This is a genomic window from Neobacillus sp. BP17, from assembly GCF_059579525.1.
The window spans coordinates 1,292,427-1,304,774 of sequence record NZ_CM184198.1 but is presented as its reverse complement, the minus strand read 5'-3'; the positions used below and the strand labels follow the sequence as shown (position 1 = coordinate 1,304,774).

Annotated in this window: 9 protein-coding genes; 2 read left to right on the top strand and 7 right to left on the bottom strand. The window is 36.6% G+C overall.

All coding sequences use genetic code 11. The features are described 5' to 3' along the window. Positions 1-2: 2 nt before the first annotated feature. The 3 genes from AC4QJR_RS06215 to AC4QJR_RS06205 form a co-directional block, all read right to left on the bottom strand. Positions 3-1,007, bottom strand: coding sequence for a Gfo/Idh/MocA family protein (locus AC4QJR_RS06215; protein ID WP_496525648.1), 1,005 nt, complete (start codon positions 1,005-1,007; stop codon positions 3-5). Between the two features lie 69 nt (positions 1,008-1,076). Then, on the bottom strand, positions 1,077-2,237 hold the full coding sequence (locus AC4QJR_RS06210; protein WP_496525647.1) for a Gfo/Idh/MocA family protein: 1,161 nt from the start codon (positions 2,235-2,237) through the stop codon (positions 1,077-1,079). A 2-nt stretch (positions 2,238-2,239) separates the two neighbouring features. Continuing rightward, on the bottom strand, positions 2,240-3,127 hold the full coding sequence (locus tag AC4QJR_RS06205; RefSeq protein ID WP_496525646.1) for a sugar phosphate isomerase/epimerase family protein: 888 nt from the start codon (positions 3,125-3,127) through the stop codon (positions 2,240-2,242). 187 nt (positions 3,128-3,314) lie between these two features. Here AC4QJR_RS06205 and AC4QJR_RS06200 point away from each other — a divergent pair, with 187 nt between their 5' ends. Further along, on the top strand, positions 3,315-4,571 hold the full coding sequence (locus AC4QJR_RS06200; RefSeq protein ID WP_496525645.1) for a helix-turn-helix domain-containing protein: 1,257 nt from the start codon (positions 3,315-3,317) through the stop codon (positions 4,569-4,571). Positions 4,572-4,677: 106 nt separating this feature from the next. Here the strand turns inward: AC4QJR_RS06200 and gnd are convergent, their stop codons facing one another. Together gnd and uxaC are read right to left on the bottom strand one after the other, a co-directional pair. Beyond that, a complete protein-coding gene (gnd, locus tag AC4QJR_RS06195; RefSeq protein WP_098572089.1) occupies positions 4,678-6,090 on the bottom strand; it encodes an NADP-dependent phosphogluconate dehydrogenase in 1,413 nt (470 codons plus the stop codon). Between the two features lie 155 nt (positions 6,091-6,245). Continuing rightward, positions 6,246-7,649: a glucuronate isomerase gene (uxaC, locus tag AC4QJR_RS06190; protein WP_496525644.1), complete on the bottom strand. Its 1,404-nt coding sequence runs from the start codon at positions 7,647-7,649 to the stop codon at positions 6,246-6,248. 258 nt (positions 7,650-7,907) lie between these two features. Here uxaC and AC4QJR_RS06185 point away from each other — a divergent pair, with 258 nt between their 5' ends. Beyond that, positions 7,908-9,104: an ROK family transcriptional regulator gene (locus AC4QJR_RS06185; RefSeq protein ID WP_496525643.1), complete on the top strand. Its 1,197-nt coding sequence runs from the start codon at positions 7,908-7,910 to the stop codon at positions 9,102-9,104. Between the two features lie 59 nt (positions 9,105-9,163). Here the strand turns inward: AC4QJR_RS06185 and AC4QJR_RS06180 are convergent, their stop codons facing one another. Both AC4QJR_RS06180 and AC4QJR_RS06175 read right to left on the bottom strand, forming a co-directional pair. Then, on the bottom strand, positions 9,164-10,543 hold the full coding sequence (locus AC4QJR_RS06180) for a glycoside-pentoside-hexuronide (GPH):cation symporter (RefSeq protein WP_496525642.1): 1,380 nt from the start codon (positions 10,541-10,543) through the stop codon (positions 9,164-9,166). Positions 10,544-10,872: 329 nt separating this feature from the next. Continuing rightward, on the bottom strand, positions 10,873-12,282 hold the full coding sequence (locus tag AC4QJR_RS06175) for an MFS transporter (RefSeq protein WP_496525641.1): 1,410 nt from the start codon (positions 12,280-12,282) through the stop codon (positions 10,873-10,875). Positions 12,283-12,348 lie beyond the last annotated feature (66 nt).

Sequence of the window (12,348 nt, the reverse complement as noted above, 5' to 3'; positions counted from 1 at the left end):
GGTTACCCCTCCATCTTAATACTTTGTTTTGTCTCTGAAGATAGTCGAATTGCATCAATCATTTGAATAGATACAAGCGCATCCTTTGCATGAACATAATCATGATTGCCCTGTAAAATACAGTTATAGAATTGATTAATTGTTTTCGTATGGCTGGCACCATAATAGAATTTCGATCCAGGCAGCTTAGCATCTTCTATCAATTCTTCCTTTTTTCCCTCTTCATTTACCCTTGTGAGAATGCTGTCTTTAATGATGAATTTACCCTTTTCAAGATATACTTCTAGCTCTACACTAGAGTTCTCAGGATTTGCATTGGTTGAAAAATATAATCCTCTTGCACCGTTTTCGAAGAGTATATGTGCAGAAGCTGTATCTTCCACTTCAATCCCATAATCCAATAATTGGTCCACAGAACCTCTTATTGATTCTATTTTTCCGCCGACTAGCTGGATTAAATCCAGTGTGTGAAGGGATTGATTGATCATGGAACCGCCCCCGGCATACGCCATTTTTCCACGCCATGGTTTCACATCATAATAAGCTTTTGGCCTATACCAAGCCACCAGCCCTTTAACCCCTGTGACTTTGCCATATTCGCCGCCTTTGACAATCTCCATAAGCATTTCAAACGACTCATTATAACGGTTTTGTAAACAGACTCCGATTTTAACTTCACTATGGTCTTCCTCTAGTTTTACCAGTGCCCTTCCTTCCTCAGTGTTCAAGCCCAACGGCTTTTCTTGAAAAACATGAACTCCCGCATCTACACAATCTCTTGTTACAGGATAATGTAGATAGTGAGGAAGACAATTATGGACAACATCAAGGTTTTCTATTTCAAGCATCTCGTTATAATCCGTATAAAAATTTACCCCTGGTACGGTATCTTTTAATGATTCATTAATTTCACAAACTGCCACCAACTCGGCATTTGGGTTAGCTTGTATAGATGGAATATGAATTTTAGAAATATCTCCAAGTCCAATTACCGCTACTTTTAGCATTTGCTCCTCCCCTTTTTTGAAACGAACTCGGGAGCGTATTTTGCACCCGAGTTCGTTTCAAATGTTCGATTACTTTCTAACCGGGTATTTACCTTCTTCAGCAATCCGTTTATTTAATTCTTCTAGGAATAAATCTTCATCAAATGGTACTTCTATTTCCTTGCCTAACCAGCTTGATAGGTGCATCGCATTTGCAAGTCTAACACCATTAATTCCATCGCTGCCAGGAGCTAATAATGGGGTACCTTCTACAATTGCAGAAGCAAAGTCTTCTAATACAGCAATGTGCTGTTCGCCCCAAACATTACCAAAATCAAGTACTTCCTCAGTGAAAATGTCACCTGCACCGCCGCCCATAAACAGCTTCATAACATCTGACATATCCATGGAATTGCTCATTTCATTCTCAGATTGTTTCAGGCGCTTAATGGTTACTTTCTTACTATCGTCTACCACGATTTTTCCTTTATCTCCTAGGATTTCTAAACGGTCAGTTCCCATTACATCGTGTGTACGAGTTACGAATACACCAGTAGCACCATTTCCATAATCAAATACTGCAGTCACATCGTCCTCAACCACAATATCTCTTTGATAGCCATAATTTACTTTTGCATAAACCTTTTTCGGCATGCCGCAAATCCATTGAAGCAAGTCAATTTGGTGTGGTGCTTGGTTTACAAGGACACCACCGCCTTCACCACCCCAAGTTGCTCTCCATTCACTTTGATTGTAGTACCCTTGAGGTCTCCACCAGGTAGTAATAATCCAGTTGGTATTGCGGATGCTGCCAATCTCACCATTATCAATAAGTTCTTTTACTTTTTTATAAAGTGGATTTGTACGCTGGTTAAAGAAGATGGCAAACTTAAGTTCAGGCTTGGATGCTGCAAAATCGTTTAACTCTTTCACTTGTTTTGTATAAACACCAGCTGGTTTTTCCACTAATGCATGAATGTTTCTTTTTAGTGATTCAATTCCCATTTCAGGATGTAGATAATGTGGAACAGTTGTAACGACTGCATCAACATCACCACTTTCAAGCATATCGATATAATTATCGTAGAAAGGAACACCAGGATACTTCTCTTCCGCTACTTGTTTTTTAGCAGGATCATTATCACAAATCGCACCAATCACCATGTTTTTAACTTTTCCTTCAGAAATGAAATTTGCGTACATACCACCTTCTGCACCTAATCCAATAATCCCTAATCTTACATCTGCCATAATTAAATTCCCTCGCTTTCGATTTTTTTAAGAATGTCTAGAAGTGCTTCATATTGAAGCTTGTAGCCGCTGGCACCATCCAGCCCTTTGTTGTCCTTAATAACCTCCGCCGCATCCTCAAGCTCTAGATCTTTTAAGGAGTCAAAGAGAACTAGATGTGGTTCAAGTGTTAGAAAGCCTTTGTAACCACTGTTTATTACTTGGGATAGAATCTCAGGAATCTTACCTTCACCCGTGCCACATACTACGTTTTCATGATCGGTTGTAACTGCATCTTTAATATGGATATAAACTATTTCTTCCTTTAATAAATTGAAACACTCCTGTGTGTCCTCACCACATTGAACAAAGTTAGCAAAGTCAAAAATCCCCTTAAAGTGTGCTGAACCAACTTCTTTTAAAATCTCATAACATCTTCTCGCAATATCTCCATAGATGTCCTTTTCATTTTCATGTAATAAAATAACATTGTGCTTTTCCGCAATCGCCGAAAACTCTTTTAGTTTGCTAATCACTTCTTCTTTATATTGGTCGGGGACTTCACCTTTTGGAATATAAAAACTGAATATACGAATGTATTTACAATCTAATAAAATAGCAATTTGGCAAAGCGTGTCCAACATTAGCTTTTGCTTTGCAAATCCTTCTTCATCATTGATGAAGACTTTACCAATTGGTGAGCCGATAGAAGAAACACCGATTCCAGCTTTTTGAAGCCTTGGTTGAACATTTTCTTTAACTTCATCGACAGTAAAGTCACCTATATTTTTTCCATCAATACCACGCAATGAAATGTAACGCATACCTAACTTCGCTACAACTTCTATTTGAATATCAAAATCAGACGAAATTTCATCCGAAAAACCTGAAATCAATAAATCATTATTCACGTCAGACTGTTCCTCCTTATTTCTATAGGTTGTTAACAGACCTTTTGCTATCATCTACAAATCAGGATTTGATGATTTATGCTCTAATCATAAATGAAAACGTTTTTCTATTCTCGTAAAATTTTGCGAATAATAGTAAAATGTTTATAATAAATAAGAAAATTAAAGACAATCAGGAAGTGTTAGCATGTCCTATCAAGAACTTGAAAGATTATGCAAATTTGCGTTCAGTTTTTCCCATATTGATACCATTTTTATCGATCTCAAATCACAGATAATAAGTGAATTTGGCCACAATCAAGTACCTGAACCTTTAAAAGAGTACTATGGAAATTTTCATAGTTTATTGAATCTACACGATTTAGCGTCTGAACCAGATGTTCTATTCCATTCTAGTTCATACAAGATTAATTTTATCTCTGCAAAACTGTATAGACAGGAGGTTTACATAGGGAGTATTGTGGTGGGACCTTTTTTGTTTGAGGAACCTACTTCTCTAATGATTCATGACATACTCTTTACTAACAAATTCTCTATTTCACTTAGCCATATAATGGAACAATTTTATTTATCTCTTCCGTTAATTAGTACATACAAAGCACAAACCATCGCCGAATTTCTTGCTTATCTTTCCTCAAATTTTAACCGGAATAATTCTTCCACCCGAAAGATAACGATCGGTAAAATTAATTATTCGCTGCACTCTGAATACCCTATGATTTCCGATGCCGTAAAAATAAACGCTAGGCCATCTATTGCTACTATCGAAGAAAGATATCGTACTCAAAATGATCTCATGTCAGCTGTAGAAAGTGGAAATCGAGCAAAGTTAGATAAAGTATTAAACGAAGGTATGTTTCTCTTTGAGAAAATCCCAGATCGCATTCCGAATGACCCTTTACGATCCAGAAAGAATTTAGCTTTCGTAAACAATACAGTGTTAAGAATCTCAGCTGAAAGAGGCGGTCTTCATCCTGTATATATCGACAGCATTTCAGAAAAATTTGCTATCCAAATTGAAAAGACGTCTTCCATTCAGCAGCTCTCGGACCTTCAAATGCAAATGTACTATGAATATTGTGATGCTGTAAAAAAGCTCTCCTTAAAAAATTTCAATCGTTTAATTCGAAAAGCAATCGAGTATATTCGTTTAAATTTAGATCAAGATTTAAGACTGGATACCATATCCAATGCTATTCAATCTAATAGTTACGAACTTTCAAGACAATTTAAAAAAGAGACGGGTAAATCGATAACAGATTACATCAATAAACTCAGGATTAATGAAGCCATAAAAATTATGGAGAATGAAAGTCTGTCCATCACAGACATTGCTTTATTAGTAGGCTTTAACGACGTCAACTACTTTACAAAGGTATTTAAAAAGATCAATGGAATCACTCCTTCTGAATTCCGAAAAGGATTGAATGGTGTCAGGCACTAAGAAAAGTGGAAGTGCTATGTAAAAATAAAAGGGCTGCCCCAAGAGTGATTTATCACTTTTGAGACAGCCCTTTTGGCCATATATTCATTTCGGTAACTTGCTGTTATTATTCCATCCAGTTTGTATGGAAAATACCTTCTTTATCAATACGTTGGTACGTATGTGCACCAAAATAGTCACGTTGTGCTTGTAATAGATTTGCTGGAAGTGTTTCTGTACGATAGCTGTCATAATAAGCAATTGCACTTGCAAAGGATGGGACAGGGATTCCACGTTCGATCGCCACAGCAAGAACTTGACGTAATGGCTGCTGATAGTTCTCAACGATTTCTTTAAAATAAGGATCTAGTAATAGGTTTCTTAATTCAGGATCACGATCATAGGCATCTTTGATTTTTTGTAAGAATTGCGCACGAATGATACAGCCGCCGCGGAAAATCATTGCGATATCTCCGTAACGAAGATTCCAATCGTATTCTTCTGATGCAGCACGCATTTGTGCAAAACCTTGTGCATAAGAAACAATTTTACTCATATATAACGCCTTACGAACTGCTTCGATTAATTCTTCTTTATTGCCTTCAAAAGCCTTAACTTCTGGTCCATTAAGAACCTGACTTGCCTTAACACGCTCATCCTTCATTGCAGAAATAAAGCGGGCAAATACAGATTCAGTGATAATTGGAAGTGGAACACCTAAGTCTAAAGCATTTTGGCTTGTCCATTTACCAGTACCCTTTTGACCAGCTGTATCGAGGATTAAATCTACCATTGGTTTACCAGTTTCTTCATCCACTTTTGTAAAGATATCAGCCGTAATTTCAATCAAGTAGCTGTCTAATTCGCCTTTATTCCATTCAGCAAAGACCTCATGAAGCTCTTTTGCATCTAAACCAAGGACATTTTTCAAAATAAAATAAGCTTCACAGATTAACTGCATATCTCCATACTCAATTCCGTTATGAACCATTTTCACATAGTGACCCGCACCATTCGGACCAATATACGTACAGCAAGGATCGCCCTCTACTTTTGCAGAAATGGCTTCTAAGATAGGTTTAACAAGGTTATAAGCTTCTTCTTTACCGCCTGGCATGATAGAAGGACCTTTTAATGCGCCTTCTTCTCCACCTGAAACGCCAGTTCCGATGAAATGGAATCCTGCTGTCTCTAGTTCCTTATTACGTCTGATCGTATCTTGGAAGAATGTATTCCCACCATCAATTAGGATATCGCCTTCTTCAAGATATGGCTTCAAGGAGTCAATTGTCGCATCTGTTGCAGTACCTGCTTTAACCATTAATAAAATTTTGCGAGGCTTTTCTAAAGAATTAACGAATTCTTCAACGGTACGAGCACCTACAAAGTTTTTTCCTTCTGCCTCATTCTTTAAGAATTCTTCTGTTTTTTCATAAGAACGATTAAAAACAGCGACAGAATTACCGCGGCTTTCGATATTTAGGGCAAGGTTTTTACCCATAACGGCTAAACCAATTACACCAATTTGTTGTTTAGACATACAATCCCTCTTTCTTATTTAATAATCCTATTTAGATAAACATATTTCTGATAATAATACAAACAAAAAGTGCTTTTTGACTAAATATTCTTTATAATACACATCAATAGTTTTTCCAACCATGTAAAATAAATGTGGTCAATGAGAAGCCTTATTTAGCGTTCTAAAAAATATCTTTCAGCATTATTAAAGCAGATATTCCTTACCATTTGCTCCATATGCTTCATGTCATTTGGTACCGATCCTTTTTCCACCCAATCGCCAAGGATATTACACAGAATTCGGCGGAAGTAATCATGACGAGCATAAGATAAGAAGCTGCGCGAGTCTGTTAGCATACCGATAAAATGGCTGAGTAATCCAACATTTGCATAATCCTTCATTTGTCTCTCCATACCATCGATATGATCAACAAACCACCATCCTGAACCTAATTGAACCTTACCAGGAACACCTTCTTCATAGAAGTTCCCCATCATGCCAGCTAATGTTACGTTATCTTTTTGGTTCAAGTTAAATAATACTGTTCTTGGCAGTGCGTTTTCTTGATCTAAGGAATCAAGGAATCTCGACAAGCCTTCAGTCATATTAGCTTCTCCAACTGAATCAAATCCCACATCAGTCCCAAGCAATTCTTTCATTCTAGTGTTATTGTTTCGCAGCGCTCCCATGTGAAGCTGCATAACCCACTGCTTTTCAGCATACATTTTTCCAAGTTCTTTTAATAGGAAAATCCGATAGGCGATCAATTCCTCATCTGTAAGCTGTTCACCGCTTATACGTTTATTGAAGATCGCTTCTACTTTTTGTTTACTTGTTTCTACATATTCCATCTTTTGGATGTCATGATCAGACGCACGGCCGCCATTTTCATGAAAATACTCGACTCTTTGTTTTAAAGCTGATAAAAGGCCATCTAAGGAATCTGTTTTTATGCCGGAAACATCCGCCAATTTTTGAATCCAGCTTGCAAAAGTTGGGCGTTCAATAAACATCGCACCATCTGGTCGAAATGTTGGTGCAATCGTCGTTTCAAAGGTGTCATCATTTTTTAATAATTGATGGTATTCTAGTGTGGAGATTGGATCATCGGTCGTTCCGATAAACTTTACGTTTGACCTCTCAATTAAAGCCCTCGCACTGAATTCTGATGACTGTAATTTTTCATTACATTCATCCCAAATTTCACGAGCTGTTTCTGGACTTAATACTTTATTAATTCCGAAAAACATTTTTAATTCCAAGTGTGTCCAATGATAAACAGGATTTCCAAGTAAATGAGGGACTGTCTCTGCCCACTTTTCAAATTTTTCCCAATCACTAGCTTCACCTGTAATATAGCGTTCACCAACACCATTCATGCGCATCGTTCTCCACTTGTAATGGTCCCCACCAAGCCAAATTTGGGTAATATTTTCATATGACTTGTTTTCCCAAACTTCTTTCGGATCTAGGTGACAATGGAAATCAAAAATTGGTGAAGTTGCTGCTGCATTTTCATATAACTTTACTGCAGCTTCGGAATTTAGCAAAAAGTGTTGATCCATAAATTTTTTCATCTAATCCATCTCCTTATAATACAATTCATACGTAGATGCGCTTGCTGTAACCCCTTACAGTAATCTATAAATATTTGCTAACAGATAATTCTATTTTAATTTGTTTATTAAACAAATTAATTACATACATAATTTATCATGTTTAATATGTTTAGTCAATTAACTATTTAGGAATAAATAGAATATAAACGTCCAATTAATTAAAGAACTGATATAATAAGAATATACACAAAGTAATGCCCGAAATGGAGGATATTAATGGTTACCGGTGATGCGGCATATATAAAGAAAATTAATCGCTCTTTAATCATTAGAGAAATTGTGAAAGAAGGCATGATTTCAAGAGCAGATCTATCCAAAGCCACTAATTTGACAAGAGCAACGATCTCAGCGCAAGTTGCTGACTTATTAGAAGAAGGGCTAATTATAGAAACACACCTAGAGCATTATTCGGTTGGAAGAAAACCAATTATGCTCTCATTAAATGGAGATGCCGGCTATGCACTTGGTATTGACCTTGATTATGGTCAAATATCATTTACAATATCAGACCTTCTTGGTTGTCCCGTTTCTTCAAGTATTATCCAATTAAATACTACAAAATATGAGGAGATTCTCCCGATTCTAATTCAACAAGTCAAAAGGATCAAATCAGATTACACTTCCAGCCGCTATGGTATTGTCGGAATTGTTGTCGCCATACATGGTCTGGTTACAAAAGACGAAGAAATCCACTATGTTCCACGTTTTGATTGGCATGAAGTTAATCTTAAGAGTGATTTAGAGAGAGAAATAAATATCGCAATTTACATTGAAAATAATGCAAATCTAAGTTCTTTCGCCGAAAGGGTCTATGTGCACCATGAAACAGACAACCTGTTATGTGCCACCCTCTATTCGGGGATCGGCCTAGGCATGATGATGAAAAATGACTTTTTCCGTGGCCATGATGGATTTGCTGGTGAAATAGGTCATATGATTGTGGTACCAGAGGGGAAACCTTGCAATTGTGGAAATAAGGGCTGTTGGGAAAAATATGCTTCTGAATCGAGTATTTTTGAGTATTTATCTGAAAAACGCCAGATTAAAGATCTGACTTACGAACATATTCAAAAATGGCTTAATGAAGGCGACGAAGAAGTACACCAATTGATGGAAGATTTCCTTTTTTATCTGTCTATTGGATTGAATAATATGATTAACATGTATAACCCAGACGTGCTCGTACTTGATAGTGAATTGTTGCGAATTTATCCCGACTCGCTCCATAAAATTAGCAAAAATCTAAATTCCTCAATTAGTCATTATCGTGAATTAATGATTTCTACTATCGGAAAAAAATCATGTGTTCTTGGAGCATGTGCACTTGCTATCAAACAATTTCTAGATGTCCCGATGCTAAATTTGCCCTATGATCTAAAAGACAATGAAATTGAAAACGCGCTCTCAATTTAACTTTACAGTGAAAAATCCCCTTCTAGCAATTGCTAAAAGGGGATTTTTATTTGTAATTATTACGCGCTTTTTAAACCATTATTAGCTTTTTGTTTATTTTTAAGTTCATTAACAATCTTTTTATATAAGTCTTCTGTTAAATTATACAGAACAATTAAGATAATCGCTGCAATTAAGTTTAGTCCAGCTGGAACAAGAAACATTAACCCTTTTATACCAATGAGTGTGCTAGCAGTTTGCTCTGCATTTGGAACGTAACCAATTAACCCAAGTGCTACACCAGGAATAAATCCAGCAAGTGCCTGCGCTAGTTTACGGAAGAAACTATAACTTGAATATACAATCCCTTCTGTCCTTTGTCCTGTTTTCCATTCATGATAGTCCACTGCATCTGCAACCATTACCCATGGTAAACCAAGTGCAAAGCTAAGACCCAAACTTCCAATTGTAAGCAATATTAGGAAAGTCGGTATGTTTGCCGGTAACAGAAAGTTTGCAACATCCGCAGCAATTCCAATTAAAAGACCGATTATGAATGTTTTCTTTTTTCCTAATCTTTTAACAAGTGCTGGAATAAAAAATGAACCAATGACAGCGATTCCAATACTAGTAAAAGAAAGCAAAGACATAAGACCGGGATTATTTAAATTATACTGTAAGTAATATAACTGAACTGCCGTGCGCAGGTTACTTCCGGCAACCATAAACAAGCAAACGAAACAAAGGGCAATTAACGGTCTGTTACTAAGTAATAGTTTGAATAGTTTTGACATCGGAACCTTTTCTTTTTCTTTTTGAGGCTCTCTAATAATATTTTCAGTTGTGTTTCGGTAGCAAAAATAATGGAAGATTACCCCTACTAACGCCATCGAAGCGATCCCTACCATATATCCTAATTTTTCATTTGGAAAATATAGAACAATTGGGATTACGACCATACCCGAAATAAGCAGTGCAAATTGGCTGCCAATCGCTCGAAAGGAGCCAAGTGAGGCACGATCCACAGAATCTTGGGTCATGGATGCTGCAAGTGATCCGTAAGGGATATTGACAATGGAATAGGACAACCCAAAGGCCATATAAGTAATAAAAGCAAAGGCTATTTTTCCAGTGTCTGAAAACTCGGGTGCCATGAAAGAAATAACAGTCATAATGGCAAGCGGAATCGATCCAAATAAGATGAAGGGACGGAACTTACCTCTCTTACCTACTTTTCGCTTATCTACGAATGCACCAACGGCAGAATCCGCAAATGCATCAAAAATCTTCGATATTAAAAATACTAGCCCGCCCCAATAAGCAGAAATTCCTAAAACATCGGTATAAAATTTTAGCAAATAAATTTGCCCCATATCAAACATAAATCCATTACCAACATCACCTAAACCGTATGAAAATTTTTCTTTTAAGGTTAGTTTCTTTGAGACACTATTCTCCATTGCTTTCACTCTTCCCTTCCTATTTACTTAAAAGCGTTTACTTGGAACCCTTTTCAAAACTACCAAGAATGTATGGATGATATTTTGAGGTTTCAAAGCGTGTTAATTTAATTTAATTTGTTTAATAAACTAATTAATTGTCTGCACCGTTAGAATAACACCATCGACAAATTCCGTCAATACTAATTTGTAAGCGGATATATCAAGAAAGGAGCTAATGCGCTGGAGCTAGACAGTAATTCAGGTTCTAAAACTTATACATTCTTATCATTATAAAAAAAGAAGATAGCTAAGCTGATCTTAGCTATCTTCTCTCTTATGCTAATGAATTAGTGTTTTCCTTCTCTTTTTTCAGCTAAATCAGCCGCAAGTTGTGCCGTACGCTTTTTGTTTAATGGATAACAGAATACTATGATTAGGAACACAAGACCAATTCCAATTGCTGGTACTAGAGTTCCAATTGTATGGATTCCTTGAAGCGTATCAGCTGTCTGTGCTTTAAGATTTGAATTATAACCGACTGCTGCGATTGCTGCTCCGCCAACGCCGCCAGCAACTGCTTGACCAACTTTACGTGCCATAGAATAGATCGAGTAAACGGTTCCATCTTCACGTAAGCCAGTTAAATACTCATGATAATCAATAACGTCAGTAACGAAAGCCCAAATGACAAGGTTGAAAAGACCATAACCTAACATTCCAACCGTTAAAATTCCAATAAATTGTGTTGCTGTTAAGTTAGGAAGGAAATATAGAGCACCATATACAAGAGCAGCAAGTAATAAACCACCAGAAGCCACTTCTTTTTTACCAAATTTCGCAACTAATGGTTTAACAAATGGCATACCTACAAATACTGCAATAGATTGAAAAAGACCAACCATACTTAATGCTTTTGCATTTCCGAAGTAGTCCTTAAATAAATACACGTTTACTGCACCAATTAACATAAAGATAACCAGGAACAATAATGAAGCAATAAGGAACCAGATTAATGGTCTGTTTTTAACAAGACCTTTCATTGTTTGTCCAAAGTTCATCTGTGGTTTATTTGTTTCATCCATTACAATCCGTTCAACAGATAATTTATAACAAGCCATGTAACAAGCTAGTGCAAGTCCACCAAAAAGTAATGCAGCTAATAAGAAGTGATTAGCATCTGGTCGGTTGTTAACAAATAAAATCATTGGTCCAACCACGTTAATAATTAAACCAGCCAAATTTCCACCTAATGTTCTCCAGCTAGATAGTGCAGTACGTTCAACAGGATCGCCTGTGATAACTGACGCCATCGATCCGTAAGGGATATTAACTGTACTATATAGTGTTCCCCAAATAATATATGTTACGTAAGCATAAGCAAGATAAAATCCATCTGACATTCCTGGAATATGTACAAACATCAAAACACCAGAAATAACAAGCGGGAAAGACATTCTAAAAATCCAAGGCTTGAATTTGCCGTTTTTCCCTGCTTTTCTTGTATCTATAAAACGGCCCCATGAAACGTCGGCTATTGCATCCCACAAACGGGCAAGAAAGAATAATCCACCGACTGCAGCAGGATTAATATGAAAGACATCTGTATAGAAAACCATTAAGAATGCTGCAACTAGAATAAAGAAGAAATCATTCCCCCAGTCACCAAACATATATCCAATTTTGTCTTTCATTCCAAACTTTCTGAATCCATTTTCAGATACTGTTTCTACAGCGGATTTTTTAGCTACTTGACTCATTTCTACCCCTCCATTTACTTCCCTTATTTTTTGTAATTTACCCCAAACCTTAAAACCGTTTAAATC